Consider the following 17,662-nt stretch of genomic DNA (forward strand, 5'->3'; position numbering starts at 1 on the left):
ATAATACGTTTCATGTGCAATAATAGGAGGTAAATTATGTTAAAAAAAGCAATCGCTGAATTTATTGGTACATTTGTACTTGTATTATTCGGAACTGGAGTAGCTGTCATTGGCGGCGGAATTGAAGGAATTGGAACATTAGGAATCGCTATGGCTTTCGGTCTATCTATTGTGGCTATGGCATATAGCATCGGAACAATTTCTGGATGTCACATTAACCCAGCAGTATCAGTATCTATGTTCATCAACAAAAGAATGAACGCTATGGAACTTTGTTATTATGTATTAGCTCAAGTTTTAGGTGGTTTATTAGGAACTGCAACATTGGTGACAATTTTACAATCTGCTAAAACACCTTTAGATAATTTAGGACAAAACGGTTTTGGAACTCTTGGTTTATCTGGAGCATTTCTAGTTGAATTTATTTTAACTTTCGTATTCATTTTAGTTATCGTTGCTGTAACAGGCAAAAAAGGAAGTTCTTCTCTAGCAGGATTAGTAATTGGTTTCACATTAGTTTTAGTTCACTTATTAGGTATTCCGTTAACTGGAACTTCTGTTAACCCAGCTCGTAGTATCGCACCAGCTTTATTCGCTGGCGGAGAAGCACTTTCTCAACTATGGGTATTCATCGTTGCACCAATTCTTGGTGGTATCGTAGCAGCTATCGTAGGTAAATTCATTTTAAATACTGAAAAATAGAATTTTCAATATTTCTGAATAAAAAAAGGCGAGCCCTCATTATGAGGATGCTCGCTTTTTTTATTCTTTCATTTTAGACTTTAAATTTGTAACTAATTGATCTACCGTTACATTTGCAAGTACGTTTTCCATCGCTTCTTGCGCTTGCATTAAAATAATTTCTAATACTGATTGAATATTAGCTCCTACTGGACATTCAATGTTGGGATTTTCATGGAAAGAAAATAGCTGTCCTTCTTCTACAACTTCCACTGCTTTATATACATCAAGTAATGTAATTTCTTCTAAATCACGAGCAAGTGTCGTACCACCTTTACCAGCTTGTACATCAACAAGTCCTGCTCTCTTCAACATTCCTGTAATGCGACGAATCACAACCGGATTTGTATTCACACTACCAGCAATCCATTCAGAGGTACAGCGAGAGTTTCGATCAATCGCAAGTAACGTTAACATATGAACACCTACTGTAAAACGACTACTAATTCCCATCTGCACACCCTCCTTTGCATTCATTCTATTAAAAGACGACTCTTATTATTATATACTATTTTTAATTTATACATAAAGAAAAAGCATGATTCCAATAGGAAATCATGCTTTTCTCTCATTATTGACGCTTTATAAATTTCGCTAAATCTTTAAATTTCACTTTATCTGAGTAATTCATTACACCGTTTACGTAAATGCGACTTGTAAGCATATTGACGATAACAATAGTCACTAATAAAATTACTAACGTCACAATAATTTCTACAGTACCCGCTTCACCAGATACAAGTCTTGAAAAAGTAACCATAGGTGTAAAGAATGGAATATATGAACTAACTATAGCTAATGTACTATTTGGATCAAATAATGATTTAAGGCTAATAAAAAATGCCGCCATACCTAACATTGTAATTGGGAACGAAAGAGATTGCACATCCTCAATTTTTGATACAACAGCACCAACCGCTGCATATAGCATTGCGTATAGTAAGTAACCCGTAATAAAATACACAAAGAACATACTAATTACTACAGCATCCAATTTAGAAAAATCTAGTGTGAGTCCTATTAAAGATGCATTTTCTAAATCTACCCACCCTAATAAATACGGTACAAGAAAACCGAAGGAAGCAATAACAAGTAATAGTAAAGCACTAGAAACAATTGCTAAAATTTTGGCATGTAGCATTGTTAATGGTTTTACTTTCGGAAGCATTAACTCCATAACGCGGGATGATTTTTCAGATGCTACAGTTGTTCCAATTGCAGCACCGAAGATAATAATAAACATATATAAAGCAAACGAGAAAACATAACCAATCCCAAAGGAAGATGCATGATCTTTTACTGCCTCTTGTTTTAACGGAATTTCCATTTGCAACTGTTTTGCTACTTCTGCAGATACATTATTTTTTTCAATCATTACCGCTGTATACTGTTCCTTTAAATAACTTGCCATAAGTGTAGCCGTTGATTGGCTCGGAAAACCACTATACATATACGTCACTTCTGGAATACCATTCTTTTCTGTAATATGGAATAAACCGTCTAAATCCCCATCTTCCACTCGCTTACGTAGCTCATTAAATTTATCCTTATTTTCTACAGTTACTTTAGCAGACGGAAGTAACTTTGTTACATCACTTTCTTGCACTTTATAAGTATCGCTTTCTGTTACTACAGCAAATTTTTCTTTTCCTTTATCGTTATCAGCCGTGAAATGATTAAAGGCAAAAAGTCCAAACACAATTAAAAATAAAATCGCACTCGTAATTAATGATTTTTTAGATAAAAATGCTTCTCTAAAATAAAATGAAAATACGTGAGAAAATTTACGCATCGTTATTTCGCCCTCTCTACAAAGATTTCGTTTAACGTCGGCTCTAACATTTTAAATTGTCGTAAGGTAACGCCTTGTTCTTGCAATTTTTGTAAAATATTTAGAGCTTCTGCATCATCTTGTACTTGCACATAAAGAAGGCCTTGTTGCTTTTCATACGATACATGTATAGCCGCTAATCCCTTCTCATTCTCTTCTGTATCTTCAATCGTTAAATTACGGAAACCGTATTCTTTTTTAATATCGCTTAACTGACCTTTTACAACTGCTTCACCTTTTTTCAAAATACATACATGTTGGCAAAAAGCCTCTACTTGTTCCATACGATGACTTGATAAAATAATCGTCTTTCCGCTCTGTACTTGTTCTTCAATAATGCTAGCTAACATTCCAGCATTCACTGGATCCAGTCCGCTAAATGGTTCATCTAAAATGAGAAGTTCAGGATTATGAAGAAGAGCAGCAATTAATTGGATTTTTTGCTGGTTTCCTTTCGAAAGCTCTCCTGCCGTTTTAAATTTATATTCCGGTATTGCTAATCGCTCTAACCAGTGATCAATAGCAAGATCTACTTCTTTTTTCGTCATTCCTTCTAATCTACCAAAATATCGCAGCTGGTCTATTACTCTACTTTTTGTATATAAACCTCTTTCTTCTGGTAAATATCCAATCGTTACTCCGCTAGTCCCAAATGATTTTCCATCCCATGTAATAGAGCCTTCATTAGGCGTTAATAATCCGAGCAGCATTTTGATTGTCGTTGTTTTCCCTGCACCATTTCGTCCAAGTAATCCTAGCACTTCACCTTTTGGTAACGAAATTTGCAAACTGTTAACTGCTTTTGATTCCCCAAATACTTTTGTTAAGTTTTGAATTTGTAAACTCAAAGTGTAAAGCCTCCCCTTTAGTATCATTCATACTCTCTTTCAAAGACTATGTTTATTCAGGATAAAATATAGCAAAACGCTTTATCCTCTTAGTATGTAATATTATCTTAATCCATCATTTGTTCTATTTAGTTAAAATTGTAAATCGAATCACATAATTTGTCAATTATAATTGTCATTAAGACAATTATAATTGTCAAAATAACTTATATTTTTTTACTCATCTTTCTAATATAGGACAAACTACTATATATACAAAAGACAATATGCAAATGTTCATAAAAAAATTTTATATTTTAATATATAATATAAAATGATTTTCTAACATCAAGGAGGATACATATGAAAATGAAGAGGGGTATTACCACTTTATTATCTGTAGCTGTTCTATCTACATCGCTTGTAGCATGTTCAGGAACACAAGAGAAAACTGTGGTGAAAGAAGAGAAGGCAAAATTAACAGACCAGCAATTAATGGCTGATTTATGGTATCAAACAGCTGGTGAGACGAAAGCACTTTACTACCAAGGATACAATATCGGTCAATTAAAGCTCGATGCAATTCTTGCAAAAGGGACAGAGAAAAAACCTGCTATCGTACTGGATTTAGATGAAACTGTTTTAGATAACAGTCCTCATCAAGCAATGAGCGTAAAGACAGGAAAAGGCTATCCTTACAAATGGGATGACTGGATTAATAAGGCTGAAGCTGAGGCTCTTCCAGGCGCAATTGATTTCTTAAAATATACCGAGTCTAAAGGTGTAGATATTTACTACATCTCAAATCGTAAAACGAACCAACTAGATGCAACAATTAAAAATCTTGAGCGTGTAGGTGCTCCTCAAGCAACGAAAGAACATATATTACTACAAGATCCGAAAGAAAAAGGAAAAGAAAAACGCCGTGAACTCGTTTCTCAAACACATGATATGGTCTTATTCTTCGGTGATAACTTATCTGATTTCACTGGTTTTGATGGGAAATCTGTAAAAGATCGTAATCAAGCAGTAGCAGATTCAAAAGCACAATTTGGTGAGAAATTTATTATTTTCCCTAATCCAATGTACGGTGATTGGGAAGGCGCTTTATATGATTATGATTTCAAAAAGTCAGATGCAGAAAAAGATAAAATCCGTCGCGACAACTTAAAATCATTTGATGCAAAATAAAAGAGGATGGCATTCGCCATCCTCTTCTATTTTACTTTCTCTGTTAAAGGCAAGATAAATACTTCCACACGTCTATTCTTTGCCTTTCCTTCTTGTGTATCGTTTGGAGCAATCGAACGGTATTCTCCGTAACCAATCGCACTAAATTTTTCTGGTTGTAATTCTTTATTTTGCAGTAATACTTGCATAAAATTAACTGCCCGCTGCGTACTTAATTCCCAGTTTGACGCAAACTGCGCATTGGCAATAGGGACATTATCCGTATGACCCGATACTGTAATTTCACGAGGTGACGCTGAAACAAGTAAGCTAGACATCTCTTTTGCAATCCCTAAAGATTCTAATTTCACATCTGCTTTCCCCGAATCAAACAGTATATTCTCTAATATTGTCACCATTAATCCCTTTTCAGTTAATTTAGTTTGAAAAGAAGAGGATAATTGTTTTTCATTAATATATTGATCAATCTTTTTTTGTAATGCTTTCAATTCATCCATCTCTTTTTTTTCTTTCGCTCTAGCTTCTTCTTGTTTTTTTGCTTGTTCTGCCTCAAGACTACTTGCCGATAACTCTTTCTCTTCATTCGGCTTTTGATCACTCAAAAATTCTTTATTTCCTGTTCCACCGGCTAATTCACTTCGAAAAGCTACTGCCATCTGTTTGAACTTCGCAGCATCTATACTACTCATCGCAAATAACACGATGAACAATGCAAATAACAACGTTAACATATCAGAATAAGGGATTAACCAAGTTTCATCGATATGTTCATCATGTTTTTTCTTCTTACGTCTTCTATTTTTTTTACTCCGCATTTTTTTCTGCCCCTTTTTCAAGCTTTTTACGCTCAGTTGCAGAAAGTGCACCTAAAATGCGGTTCTTCATAATAAACGGATATGTACCTTCTTGTAACATTAATAAACAATCAATAATTAAACGTTTTTTCTCTAATTCAGCTGCAGATTTTTGCTTTAATTTATTTGCAAATGGATGCCATAATACATAACCTGAAAAAATACCAAAAATCGTTGCAATAAACGCACCCGAAATAGCGTGACCTAACTTTTCAATATCAGTTAAATTGCCAAGTGCAGCTACAAGACCAATAACAGCACCTAAAACCCCTAATGTCGGTGCATATGTACCAGCTTGAGAAAAAATTGCCGCTCCTTTTGCATGCCTTTCTTCAATTGCTTCTAATTCAGCTTCTAAAATCTGCTCTAAATCTTCTGCGGATACGCCATCAATCACAAATTTCATACCACGCAAAAGAAATTCATCTTGAATTTTATCTAATTGTTGCTCTAAAGACAAAATACCGTATTTTCTACTTTCTGATGTCCAATGAACAAATAATTCTAGCAACTGTTCATAACTTAAATCTTTTTTATTAGAACCAAAAAGAACTTTAAATAATTTCGGAACCCTTTTTAGTTGATTCATCGGAAATGCTATACATACTGCAGCAAATGTACCAACAAAAATAATTAATGCTGCGGCAGGATTAACTAAGGCCATTACGTCAGCGCCCTTGACGACCATCCCTACTACTACCGCCACTACTCCTAAAATGAGTCCAATAAGTGTTGCAAAATCCATTCCCATTCACTCCTAGTCTATACAAGAAGTTCTTCATTCTCGATAATCGCTACATCTTCTTATATATATATATTACATAAAAAATGAATTTCATGAAAGATAAGAAATGAATTATATGAAAAAATACTACAATTTCACACATTTTCTGACATTTTCTTTGCATTTCTATTACGTTATGACTCTTATATTTCTTTTTCAGTAAACTAGACTTATAATAAAAAACGATACATATTTTATTAAGAAAGGACTGTGATTACAAGGCATCATGAAAAAGATAATCATTATTTCTGCCACTACTATTGTAATCGGTATCACTTCTTTCGCTTACTTTGGTTCTAAATCACAACTGCAAAATGAGGCGAAAGCTGTCGAAAATCAACAGCATAGTAACCACCAAAAAGAAGAGATTCCTGCTTTTCCAAAAGCTGATCATAATGCAAAAAAATTAGACAATGATTTTTCCGTTGTAACAAATCCAGAGTCTAATCTTGTCTTAGTTAATAAACATCGAAAACTACCAGACGGATACACACCTGAAGACTTAACAAGACCGAACGTACCATTTACTAGTCCAAAAGATAAAGAAAAAACACTACTGCGCAAAGATGCTGCAGATGCGCTTGAAAATATGTTTGAAGCGGCAAAGAAAGAAGGGCTTGAACTTACAGCTGTATCTGGTTATCGTTCATACAAACGCCAAAAATCATTACATGATACATATGTTAGACGTCAAGGAAAAGCTGAGGCTGATTCAGTAAGTGCCATTCCTGGTACGAGTGAACATCAAACTGGTTTAGCAATGGATATTAGTTCAAAATCTGCTAAATTCCAATTAGAGCCTATTTTCGGAGAGACAGCTGAAGGAAAATGGGTTGCAAAACATGCCCATGAATTTGGCTTTGTCATTCGTTATTTAGAAGATAAAACAGAAACAACAGAATATGCATACGAACCGTGGCATTTGCGCTACGTTGGCAATCCATACGCTACATACATATATAAACATCATTTAACATTAGAAGAAGCGATGGAAGACAAAAAATAAGAGAGCAAATTGCTCTCTTATTTTTCTTTCACTCTATCATTGTAGTAATTTTTTCTTCCACTCTTCAGGCCACGGTTCGCCTCTTCCCGTTTTTTTCGATGCTTGAACCATCATTCCACGACCAACTAAGCAAACTTTTCCTTCTGCATTCTTCACCATATAATGCAAATCTAAAGAAGAATTCCCAACCGATCCCGCTTTTACATACACCTTCAACTGTTCATCAAAATATATTTGCTTAATAAAATTACATTGTAAATCTGCAACAACGATCATCGTTTCTGAAGATTCATGTGTCCATTCTTGCATAAATCCAAGTTCTTTAAACAATGCGATACGTGCTTCTTCAAAGTAGGTAAAGGCAACGACATTATTTACATGCCCAAACATATCTACTTCACCAAAACGAACTTTTACAGGATTGTAAAATGAAAAACCACTTTCCCATTGCTCAAAGTCTTCGATATAAGAAATCCTCTTCATTGTTCCCTCTCCTTTTCGTCTTCAAAATAAACAGAATAAACAGAAAAATAAAGCTATAAATATTGCCTCTTCAACATGAAGAGGCAATATTTATTAATAGTTATTGTCGCTACCAAAGAAATCTTTGAACGATTGAATTGTAGTATCGCGGTTTAATGCTGCAATTGAAGTTGTTAATGGAATACCCTTTGGACATGATTGCACACAGTTTTGAGAGTTACCACAGTTTGCAAGTCCTCCATCACCCATAATTGCACGTAAGCGATCTGCTTTATGCATTTCACCTGTTGGATGTGAGTTGAATAAACGAGCTTGTGATAACGGTGCTGGTCCAATAAAGTCAGATTTACTATTTACGTTTGGACATGATTCTAAGCAAACACCACATGTCATACATTTTGAAAGCTCATAAGCCCATTGACGTTTCTTCTCGGGCATTCTTGGTCCTGGTCCTAAGTCATACGTACCATCAATTGGAATCCAAGCTTTAACACGTTTTAGAGCATTAAACATGCGACTACGGTCAACTTGTAAGTCACGTACAACTGGGAATGTCTTCATCGGCTTTAAGCGAATTGGTTGTTCTAACTGGTCAATAAGAGCTGTACATGATTGACGTGGTTTTCCGTTAATCACCATCGAACATGCACCACATACTTCCTCTAAACAGTTCATATCCCATGCAATCGGAGTCGTTTGATTTCCTTTTGAATCAACAGGATTACGACGAATTTCCATCAGTGCCGAAATAATATTCATATTTGGACGATACGGAATTTCAAACTCCTGGTCAAACTCTTGTGCATCTGGTCCATCTTGTCTCGTAACGATGAGGCGGATTGTTTTCTCAGACATGTTGCTTATCCCCCTTCTCTTCACCCTTAGCAGCTACATCATGTTTTGAGGAATAGTCACGTTTACGTGGTTTAATTAATGAAACATCCACTTCTTCGTAATGGAATGCTGGTGCTTTTCCTTCTCCCTCAAATTTCGCCATCGTAGTTTTTAAGAAGTTTGCATCATCACGATTTGGGAATTCTGGTTTGTAATGTGCTCCTCGGCTTTCATTACGGTTATATGCGCCAATTGTAATAACACGTGCTAACTCAAACATATTTGCAAGTTGGCGTGTAAATGAAGCACCTTGGTTACTCCATCTCGCTGTATCGTTAATGTTAATGCGTTTGTAACGCGCCATTAACTCTTCAATTTTCGCATCAGTTTCTAGTAGCTTTTTATTTTCACGAACTACTGTAACGTTATCTGTCATCCATTCTCCAAGCTCTTTATGAAGAACATATGCATTTTCGTTACCATCAAGCGTTAAAATATTGTTGAATTTCTCTGTTTCGATTAATTCATTTTGCTCATATACAGTAGATGAAACAGCATCAGATGATTTAGAAAGACCTTTCATATACTCAATCGCGTTCGGTCCTGCTACCATACCACCGTAAATTGCTGATAATAGTGAGTTCGCACCAAGGCGGTTACCACCGTGCATAGAATAATCACACTCACCTGCTGCAAATAAACCTGGTATACTTGTCATCTGCTTATAATCAACCCATAGTCCGCCCATTGAATAGTGAACTGCTGGGAAGATTTTCATTGGTAGTTTACGAGGATCATCACCTGTAAACTTCTCATAGATTTCAATAATTCCACCAAGTTTAATATCTAGTTCTTTCGGATCTTTATGAGAAAGATCTAAGTACACCATGTTTTCACCGTTAATACCTAGTTTTTGCTCTACGCAAACGTCAAAGATTTCACGCGTTGCAATATCACGAGGTACAAGGTTTCCATAAGCCGGATATTTTTCTTCTAGGAAGTACCATGGTTTACCATCTTTATATGTCCAAACACGGCCACCTTCACCACGTGCAGATTCACTCATAAGACGTAATTTATCGTCTCCAGGAATTGCCGTTGGATGAATTTGAATGAACTCGCCGTTTGCATAATATGCGCCTTGTTGATATACAGCAGAAGCTGCTGTACCTGTATTAATAATAGAGTTAGTTGATTTTCCAAAGATGATACCAGGGCCCCCTGTTGCCATAATCACGGCATCAGCTTGGAAACTTTTAATCTCCATTGTTTGTAAGTCTTGTGCAACGATTCCTCGGCACACACCTTCGTCATCAACAACAGCTCGTAAGAAATCCCAACCTTCATATTTCGTTACAAGTCCTGCTACTTCGTGACGACGTACTTGCTCATCTAATGCGTATAGTAATTGCTGTCCAGTTGTTGCACCAGCAAATGCTGTACGGTGATGTTGCGTTCCACCAAAACGACGGAAGTCAAGAAGTCCTTCTTCCGTACGGTTGAACATAACACCCATACGGTCCATTAAATGAATGATACCAGGTGCTGCTTCACACATTGCTTTAACTGGTGGTTGGTTCGCTAAGAAGTCCCCACCATAAATTGTATCGTCAAAGTGGATCCATGGAGAATCCCCTTCACCTTTCGTATTTACGGCACCGTTAATTCCACCTTGGGCACATACAGAATGCGAACGTTTTACTGGTACTAAAGAAAACAGTTCAACATTTACTCCTGCTTCCGCCGCTTTAATCGTTGCCATTAAGCCAGCCAAGCCACCGCCGACTACTATAAGTTTCCCTTTCATGCTCTCCCACTCCTTACTGGTTTGCTAGCTGTGGATCGATGAACGCTAATAATGCACTCACACCTACATAAGATAGACCTAAGAAAATAGCTAATGTTACATAAGTAGAGATTCTTTGTGAACGTGGAGATACTGTAATTCCCCAGCTGATGCAGAATGTCCATAGTCCATTTGCAAAGTGGAAAATTGTTGAAACAACACCGACTAAGTAGAATGCAAACATAGCTGGATTGTTTAAAATATCTGCCATCATATCATAGTTTACCTCTTTACCTAACATTGCTTGAATACGAGTTTCCCAGACGTGCCAAGAAATGAAAATCAGCGTAACGATACCTGAAATTCTTTGGAAGACGAACATCCAGTTACGGAAATAACCGTAAGAAACCGCATTGTTCTTAGCTGTAAATGCAATATATAAGCCATATATAGCATGGTACAGTATCGGTAAAAAGATGATGAAAATCTCTAGCGCGTACCGGAATGGAAGGAGCTCCATAAAGCCTGCAGCTTTGTTAAAAGCCTCTGCTCCTCGTGTTGCAAAGTTGTTTACAATTAAATGTTGCGTCAAAAAGACACCAACCGGGATGACCCCCATTAATGAGTGCCACTTACGAAACGTATACTCGCGGCCTTTCATGTCCCCATTACCCCCCTTGAATGTTTGACTGCTGTTTTCAGATTAGTTTACAACAATAATGTTTTTTCACTATTGGCATAAGAAAAACTGAAAAAATTATTCGAAATATTTCAGCATAATTTGATACCAAGTTCATTTTACTCCTATTTTTGTCGAAGCGTCAAGAAAACGTATACATAATTTGCATATAATTTGCCAATTCTTTTTTCCTTTTTATATATTCAGATTTTCCTAAAGAAAAATCTGTTTTTATAAATGAGAAATGTTATATAATAATCCCTATAGAAAGAGGGGAATATTGTGAGTAAAAATACAATCGATACAACATCTTTAGAAGATGTTTCATTGAACGCCTTCGCTTATGAATTGCTACGTGAAGAATTACTACCTGATTTAATCGGTAACGATTTAGATGGTATTTTATACTGGTCCGGTAGAAACCTTGCAAGAAAATATCCACTAGAAACAATTGAAGAAGTCATTCAGTTCTTTGAAAAAGCTGGCTGGGGCACTTTAAGCATTATTGAACATAAGCGTCGTGAAATGCAGTTCCAACTTAAAGGCACACTCATTGCTGAACGTCAAAAACAAAACAGACATTCTTCTTATCAATTAGAAGCTGGATTCATCGCTGAACAAATTCAAAAGCAACGAAACGTCGTTGCAGAGTCCTACGAAGAAAAGAAAAAACGTTCAGACTCTATTACATTTCTTGTGAAATGGGATATAAAAGATCTCATTGAAGTGTAGCATTATCTACAGTCAACTAGACATATAAGTTTAGTTGACTTTTTTGTATTTTCATTCAGTTAGGTTTATTTTAAATCTTCAGAAATTATACCAGGAAATAGAAGACGTTGTAAACTACAACGTCTTCTTATCCGCTAAATAAGTATAAATCGTCTCTGCGACATTTTTCGGCATACCCGCTTCGACAAATTCCGTTACAGAAGCTTCTTTCATCTTTTTTAGCGATCCAAAATGTTTCAATAATATCTTTTTTCGTTTATCCCCAATTCCAGGAATATCATCCAGTGCTGATTGAATGACAGATTTCCCGTGTAATTGACGGTGGAATGTAATCGCAAATCGATGCACTTCATCTTGAATGCGCTGCAATAAATAAAATTCTTGGCTATTTCTCTCAAGCATCACAGGTTCAGGTGGATCTCCAATAATTAAATGGGAGGTTTTATGTTTGTCATCTTTTACAAGCCCTGCCATCGGAATATATAAACCGAGTTCATTTTCTAGAACATCACTTACAGCTGCCAGATGACCTTTTCCACCATCAATAATGATTAAATCTGGTAAAGGCAAACTCTCTTTCAATGCCCTTGTATAACGGCGCCTCACAACTTCTCTCATAGACTCATAATCATCTGGTCCTTGAACCGTTTTAATTTTATATTTCCTGTATTCTTTCTTAGCTGGTTTCCCATCAATAAAGGCAATCATTGCAGAAACAGGATTTGTCCCTTGAATATTTGAGTTATCAAACGCCTCAATACGATAAGGTGTTTCAATCCCAAGCTGCTTCCCTAAATGATCTACCGCTTTAATCGTTCGCTCTTCATCACGTTCAATTAAGTAGAATTTCTCTTCAAGAGCAATCTTAGCATTTTTATTTGCTAATTCTACAAGATCTTTTTTCTTACCACGTTTCGGCTGTGTCGCTTCAACTTCTAAAAAACGCTCTACTAACTCTGAGTCTATACTTCCTGGAACGACAATTTCCTTCGGCTTAAAATGACTGCTGTTCTCATAAAATTGACCGATAAACGTTAAAAATCCCTCTTCTGGTTCATCGTAGATTGGAAACATAGAAACATCACGTTCAATTAGCTTTCCTTTTCGAACGAAGAAAACTTGAACACACATCCATCCTTTATCAACTGCATACCCAAACACATCACGATCCACTAAGTCACTCATAATCATCTTTTGTTTTTCCATAATCGCATCAATATGCGCAATTTGATCACGTAACTCTTTTGCGCGTTCAAATTCTAGTTTCTCTGAAGCTTCATACATCTTTGTTTCTAATTCTGAACGAACTTCTTTATGTCCACCATTTAAAAACTTAATAATTTCATCTACAATTTCTTTGTTTTGTTCTTCCGTCACTTCTTTCACACAAGGTGCTAAGCATTGACCCATATGATAATATAAACAAACTTTATCGGGCATATTTGAGCACTTACGAAGCGGATACATACGATCTAGCAATTTTTTCGTTTCATGAGCTGATTGTGCATTCGGATAAGGACCAAAATACTTCCCTTTATCCTTTTTTACGTTTCGCGTAATAAGTAATCGCGGCTGTTTTTCAGCTGTAATTTTAATAAAAGGATATGTTTTATCATCTTTTAATTGAATATTATACTTTGGATCATGTTTTTTTATTAAATTTAACTCTAAAATGAGAGCCTCTAGATTTGAGGAGGTTACAATATATTCAAAATCTACAATTTCCCCTACAAGCCGAAGTGTTTTTCCATCATGCGAACCAGTAAAGTACGAGCGCACACGATTTTTAAGCACTTTTGCCTTTCCGACATATATAACCGTTCCTTGCTTATCTTTCATTAAATAACAACCAGGTTGATCTGGTAAAATAGCCAACTTCTCTTTTAAATGTTCGTGCACTCGTCACCCTCCATTTCTACATGCTTAGCATTTTTATTTTCACATGAAAACATACTATGCCAAAACACCCAACATACGTTCTTTTATTGTAACGGAAAGGTGTAAAAAAGGAAAATAAAAAAAGCTACCAAATGGCAGCCCCTTTATTTTAGAAGTGTTTAGAAACTAATTCTACTAACGCTTCTTTCGGTTTGTAACCTAACGCTTGATCAACTACTTTACCGTCTTTTAATACGAAAAGAGCTGGAATGCTCATTACTTCGAATTGACGAGCAGTTTCTTGGTTTTCATCCACGTCTACTTTTACTACTTTTACTTTTTCGCCTAGTTCTGCATCAATTTCCTCTAATACAGGAGCGATCATTTTACAAGGTCCACACCAAGGTGCCCAGAAATCTAATAATACAACACCTTCGCTAGTTTCAGCTGCGAAGCTTTGGTCATTTGCGTTTACAATTGCCATTTTATTTCCTCCTTCAAGTATATTCTACCAAGAGTATATCATTAACTCATATACGTGGCGAATAATATGTATCGTTATGTATTGTAACAAAAAAGTGTTCCTTTATACTATATAAAAATACGGATTAAATACTAAAAAGATGAGAGACAGGGGATCTCTCACCTTTTTCTATATATAGGGGTACTTCACTTGGAACTCAAGGGTACTCAAATCATGAATGTACTTTTAACTTTTTAAACTCTTCTGTTAAAAGAGGTAAGACTTCAAATAAATCGCCAACAATACCATAGTCAGCTACTTTAAAGATACTTGCTTCTGGGTCTTTATTAATCGCAACGATTATTTTCGAGTTAGACATACCAGCTAAATGCTGAATCGCACCAGAAATACCGCATGCAATGTATAAGTCTGGCGTAACAACTTTACCAGTTTGACCAATTTGTAATGAGTAATCGCAATACTCAGCGTCACAAGCACCTCGAGATGCTCCAACAGCGCCGCCCAATACATCAGCTAACTCTTTTAATGGCTTGAATCCTTCTTCACTCTTCACGCCGCGTCCGCCAGCGATAATAACTTTCGCTTCAGAAAGATCAACACCTTCTGCAGTTTTACGGACGACATCTTGAATGATTGTACGTAGGTCTTTCACATCTACTGTAATAGAAGATACGTCACCACTGCGAGACTCATCTTTTTCAAGCGTTGCAATGTTATTTGGACGCACTGTCGCAAATAAGATACCGTCTGTTACAATCTTCTTCTCAAACGCTTTACCAGAGTAAATTGGACGAGTGAAGATAATATTTCCACCTTCAACATCTAAAGCAGTTACATCAGAAACTAGACCAGCTTCAAGCTTCGCTGCTAATTTTGGTGATAAATCTTTACCAAGTGCTGTATGTCCAAATACAATACCCTCTGGCTTTTCTTCAGCATGTACAGCTAAAAACGCTTGTGCATACCCATCAGATGTATATGATTTTAATTTATCATTTTCAACTGTCACAACGCGATCTGCACCGTAATGAATCAATTCATTTGCAAAAGAGGCAACGCTGTCTCCAACTAGAAGACCTACTACTTCACCGCCTTCTGCAATTGTTTTTGCTGCTGCTACCGCTTCAAACGAAACGTTACGTAGCGATCCATCACGAACTTCACCCATTACTAATACTTTACGAGCCATAGATTTTCCCTCCTGCATATATAATTTCGTATTTTATTAGATTACTTTCGCTTCTGTATGGAGCAACGATACAAGTTCTTTTACTTGATCTTGCAGCTCGCCTTGTAACACTTTTCCTGCATCTTTCTTAGGAGGCAAATAGATTTCAATTGTTTTTGTCTTTGCTTCCACATCATCTTCTTCTAAATCTAAATCATCTAATTCTATTTCTTCTAGTGGTTTTTTCTTCGCTTTCATAATACCTGGAAGCGATGGATAACGAGGTTCATTTAAACCTTGTTGTGCTGTTACTAAAACTGGTAATGAAGTTTCAATCACTTCCGTATCACCTTCAACATCACGCTCAATCTTCACGTTTGTACCGTCAATTTCAAGTTTTGTAATTGTCGTTACGTACGGAATATTTAACGCTTCTGCTACGCGTGGACCAACTTGTCCAGATGCACCATCAATTGCAACGTTCCCGCCTAAAATTAAATCTGCATCTTTATCTTTTAAATATTCAGCAAGTACTTTTGCTGTCGTGAACTGGTCACCATTTTCAACATCATCTTCGATATTAATTAATACCGCTTTATCGCAGCCCATCGCTAATGCCGTACGAAGTTCTTTCTCACTATCTTCGCCACCGACTGTTACAACAGTAACTTCTCCACCTTGTGCGTCTCTTACTTGAATTGCTTCTTCAATCGCATATTCGTCGTAAGGGTTGATGATGAATTCCGCTTCGCCATCGTAAATTGCACCGTTTTTAATTACGATTTTTTCTTCTGTATCAAATGTTCGTTTCATGAGTACGTAGATGTTCATTCCATTTACCCCCTTGTTTTTCAGAAAGATTCTATCAATTTTAATTTTCTGTTAATTTATATTAAAAAAATAATTGAACTACCTGCTACTAAATGAAGGTTTACGCTTTTCTAAAAACGCTGCTACACCTTCTCTTCCATCTTCACCCGTAAATACTTCACCAAAGATTTGAGATTCGCGTTGTACACCTTCATAATAATGAGACGATTTCGTCGTTTGCAATAACTCTAGTACAGCACGAGTCGTCGCTGGGCTTTTTCCAGCAATCTGTTTTGCAACTTTAAGCGTATCATCTAAAAATGTTTCTTCAGCAAAAACTCCGTTAACAAGTCCCCATTTTAATGCTTCTGCACCAGTAATTGGTGTACTTGTTAACATCATTTCACAAGCTTTCGCTTTCCCAACATAACGTGGTAATCGCTGTGTACCTGCAAATCCAGGAATTAATCCAAGTGTTAATTCAGGTAAACCAAGTTTTGCACTTTCAGTTGCAAAGCGCATGTGGCAAGACATAGCAAACTCAAGGCCGCCGCCAAGTGCCGCTCCATGAATTGCCGCGATAACTGGTTTTGAACATTTTTCAACACGCTCAAACGTAACTTGTCCAAGCTGCGCTAATTCAGTCGCTTGCTTCGCTTCAGTAACAGATGTAAATTCTTTAATATCTGCTCCTGCTGAGAAGAAGCGCCCTTCACCGTGAATAACAACAACACGAATGTTATCATCCTTCTCCACTTGATCAATTAATTCAGTAACGTCATGCATAACTTGTGAAGACATCGCGTTAGCCGGCGCATGATTTAACGTCGCCACCGCGATATGATCTTCAACTCTTACAGATAGGAATTTCAACATGATCCCTCCCATTATTGACGATAACCACAAGCTGCAATAAGTAGCCCATGTACCGTTTTTGAAAGTGCGACCAGATCATACTTATGATCGCTCATTACCCAATTGGTCACAACTTCATCTACTGTTCCAAAGATCATTTGTCTTGCCACGCGAACATTTAAATCCGCTTGGAATTCACCTTGCTTTATACCTGTCTCTAAAATCTCATCCATAACTTGTAAGTAGCCTTTTAATACTTCATTTATTTTCAGGCGTAAGTCTTGATTGGACTGTCTTAGCTCTAATTGCGTAACGATAGCAAGAGGATCATTTTGCGACAACAGCAAGAAGTGCGTTTCTACCAACATGAACAATTTCGATACAGCGCTTTCAATTCCTGCTGTTTTTTGACGAATTGTTTCGACAAATTCTCCCATCTTCTCTTGGAATAAGGATATTAATATATCTTCTTTATTTTTAAAATATAAGTAAATCGTGCCATCAGCTACCCCAGCTTGCTTTGCTATTTTAGAAACTTGCGCTTGGTGGTACCCATTCTCCGCAATCACAATGACTGCCGCATCAATAATTTGATTGTATTTCGGTCTATTTTTCTTCACTTTACTGTCCCCTTCAAGAAGATGACTGAATGAATAGTCATTCATATTCTTATAATACTGACTATTTAGAAAAGTGTCAATCCTATTTTTTTCAAAAAG

Annotated in this window: 19 protein-coding genes; 4 read left to right on the forward strand and 15 right to left on the reverse strand. The window is 36.4% G+C overall.

What is annotated here, in order from left to right; translation table 11 throughout:
* Nucleotides 1-36: 36 nt before the first annotated feature.
* Nucleotides 37-702: an aquaporin gene (locus F8162_RS12845; protein WP_151633422.1), complete on the forward strand. Its 666-nt coding sequence runs from the start codon at nucleotides 37-39 to the stop codon at nucleotides 700-702.
* A gap of 60 nt (nucleotides 703-762) precedes the next feature.
* On the opposite strand, the gene F8162_RS12850 is transcribed toward F8162_RS12845, so the two are convergent.
* The 3 genes from F8162_RS12850 to F8162_RS12860 all read right to left on the reverse strand — a co-directional run bounded on the left by F8162_RS12850 (nucleotide 763) and on the right by F8162_RS12860 (nucleotide 3,420).
* Complete coding sequence (locus F8162_RS12850) at nucleotides 763-1,194, reverse strand: Rrf2 family transcriptional regulator (RefSeq protein ID WP_000512998.1); 432 nt, start codon at nucleotides 1,192-1,194, stop codon at nucleotides 763-765.
* 118 nt (nucleotides 1,195-1,312) lie between these two features.
* Nucleotides 1,313-2,533, reverse strand: coding sequence for an ABC transporter permease (locus F8162_RS12855; protein WP_151633420.1), 1,221 nt, complete (start codon nucleotides 2,531-2,533; stop codon nucleotides 1,313-1,315).
* Nucleotides 2,534-2,535: 2 nt separating this feature from the next.
* The gene (locus F8162_RS12860) at nucleotides 2,536-3,420 is read right to left on the reverse strand and encodes an ABC transporter ATP-binding protein (protein WP_151633418.1); all 885 of its coding nucleotides are present in this window, start codon (nucleotides 3,418-3,420) and stop codon (nucleotides 2,536-2,538) included.
* Nucleotides 3,421-3,762: 342 nt separating this feature from the next.
* On the opposite strand from F8162_RS12860, the gene F8162_RS12865 reads away from it, so the two are divergent.
* Nucleotides 3,763-4,590, forward strand: a complete 828-nt coding sequence (locus F8162_RS12865) for a 5'-nucleotidase, lipoprotein e(P4) family (protein ID WP_151633416.1) — start codon at nucleotides 3,763-3,765, stop codon at nucleotides 4,588-4,590.
* A gap of 26 nt (nucleotides 4,591-4,616) precedes the next feature.
* Here the strand turns inward: F8162_RS12865 and motB are convergent, their stop codons facing one another.
* Both motB and motA read right to left on the reverse strand, forming a co-directional pair.
* Nucleotides 4,617-5,405, reverse strand: coding sequence for a flagellar motor protein MotB (motB, locus tag F8162_RS12870; RefSeq protein ID WP_151633414.1), 789 nt, complete (start codon nucleotides 5,403-5,405; stop codon nucleotides 4,617-4,619).
* Nucleotides 5,395-6,189 (reverse strand): flagellar motor stator protein MotA, encoded by a 795-nt coding sequence (gene motA / locus F8162_RS12875; protein WP_000344869.1) that lies wholly within the window; start codon nucleotides 6,187-6,189, stop codon nucleotides 5,395-5,397. Before motA ends, motB begins: the two co-directional genes overlap by 11 nt.
* Nucleotides 6,190-6,454: 265 nt before the next feature.
* On the opposite strand from motA, the gene F8162_RS12880 reads away from it, so the two are divergent.
* A complete protein-coding gene (locus tag F8162_RS12880) occupies nucleotides 6,455-7,234 on the forward strand; it encodes a D-alanyl-D-alanine carboxypeptidase family protein (protein WP_151633412.1) in 780 nt (259 codons plus the stop codon).
* Nucleotides 7,235-7,270: 36 nt separating this feature from the next.
* Here F8162_RS12880 and F8162_RS12885 read toward each other — a convergent pair whose 3' ends face one another.
* The 4 genes from F8162_RS12885 to sdhC all read right to left on the reverse strand — a co-directional run bounded on the left by F8162_RS12885 (nucleotide 7,271) and on the right by sdhC (nucleotide 10,998).
* A complete protein-coding gene (locus F8162_RS12885) occupies nucleotides 7,271-7,717 on the reverse strand; it encodes an acyl-CoA thioesterase (protein WP_151633410.1) in 447 nt (148 codons plus the stop codon).
* Between the two features lie 93 nt (nucleotides 7,718-7,810).
* The gene (sdhB, locus tag F8162_RS12890; RefSeq protein ID WP_151633408.1) at nucleotides 7,811-8,572 is read right to left on the reverse strand and encodes a succinate dehydrogenase iron-sulfur subunit; all 762 of its coding nucleotides are present in this window, start codon (nucleotides 8,570-8,572) and stop codon (nucleotides 7,811-7,813) included.
* On the reverse strand, nucleotides 8,565-10,358 hold the full coding sequence (sdhA, locus tag F8162_RS12895) for a succinate dehydrogenase flavoprotein subunit (protein WP_061677094.1): 1,794 nt from the start codon (nucleotides 10,356-10,358) through the stop codon (nucleotides 8,565-8,567). Before sdhA ends, sdhB begins: the two co-directional genes overlap by 8 nt.
* 13 nt (nucleotides 10,359-10,371) lie before the next feature.
* A complete protein-coding gene (sdhC, locus tag F8162_RS12900) occupies nucleotides 10,372-10,998 on the reverse strand; it encodes a succinate dehydrogenase cytochrome B558 (protein WP_000678354.1) in 627 nt (208 codons plus the stop codon).
* Between the two features lie 300 nt (nucleotides 10,999-11,298).
* Here sdhC and F8162_RS12905 point away from each other — a divergent pair, with 300 nt between their 5' ends.
* The gene (locus F8162_RS12905; protein ID WP_000042225.1) at nucleotides 11,299-11,748 is read left to right on the forward strand and encodes a YslB family protein; all 450 of its coding nucleotides are present in this window, start codon (nucleotides 11,299-11,301) and stop codon (nucleotides 11,746-11,748) included.
* A gap of 114 nt (nucleotides 11,749-11,862) precedes the next feature.
* On the opposite strand, the gene uvrC is transcribed toward F8162_RS12905, so the two are convergent.
* The 6 genes from uvrC to F8162_RS12935 all read right to left on the reverse strand — a co-directional run bounded on the left by uvrC (nucleotide 11,863) and on the right by F8162_RS12935 (nucleotide 17,608).
* The gene (gene uvrC, locus F8162_RS12910) at nucleotides 11,863-13,647 is read right to left on the reverse strand and encodes an excinuclease ABC subunit C (protein WP_000544269.1); all 1,785 of its coding nucleotides are present in this window, start codon (nucleotides 13,645-13,647) and stop codon (nucleotides 11,863-11,865) included.
* 148 nt (nucleotides 13,648-13,795) lie between these two features.
* Complete coding sequence (gene trxA, locus F8162_RS12915) at nucleotides 13,796-14,110, reverse strand: thioredoxin (protein WP_001018943.1); 315 nt, start codon at nucleotides 14,108-14,110, stop codon at nucleotides 13,796-13,798.
* 211 nt (nucleotides 14,111-14,321) lie between these two features.
* The gene (etfA, locus tag F8162_RS12920) at nucleotides 14,322-15,299 is read right to left on the reverse strand and encodes an electron transfer flavoprotein subunit alpha (RefSeq protein WP_151633406.1); all 978 of its coding nucleotides are present in this window, start codon (nucleotides 15,297-15,299) and stop codon (nucleotides 14,322-14,324) included.
* 36 nt (nucleotides 15,300-15,335) lie between these two features.
* Nucleotides 15,336-16,109, reverse strand: a complete 774-nt coding sequence (gene etfB / locus F8162_RS12925; RefSeq protein ID WP_151633404.1) for an electron transfer flavoprotein subunit beta — start codon at nucleotides 16,107-16,109, stop codon at nucleotides 15,336-15,338.
* 78 nt (nucleotides 16,110-16,187) lie between these two features.
* A complete protein-coding gene (locus F8162_RS12930) occupies nucleotides 16,188-16,964 on the reverse strand; it encodes an enoyl-CoA hydratase (protein ID WP_151633402.1) in 777 nt (258 codons plus the stop codon).
* Nucleotides 16,965-16,975: 11 nt separating this feature from the next.
* Nucleotides 16,976-17,608 carry a TetR/AcrR family transcriptional regulator gene (locus F8162_RS12935; protein ID WP_002001012.1) on the reverse strand — a complete coding sequence of 211 codons (633 nt, stop codon included), beginning with the start codon at nucleotides 17,606-17,608 and terminating at the stop codon, nucleotides 16,976-16,978.
* Nucleotides 17,609-17,662: the final 54 nt, after the last annotated feature.

It is taken from the genome of Bacillus sp. CH140a_4T (assembly GCF_008923725.1).
Classification (GTDB): domain Bacteria; phylum Bacillota; class Bacilli; order Bacillales; family Bacillaceae_G; genus Bacillus_A.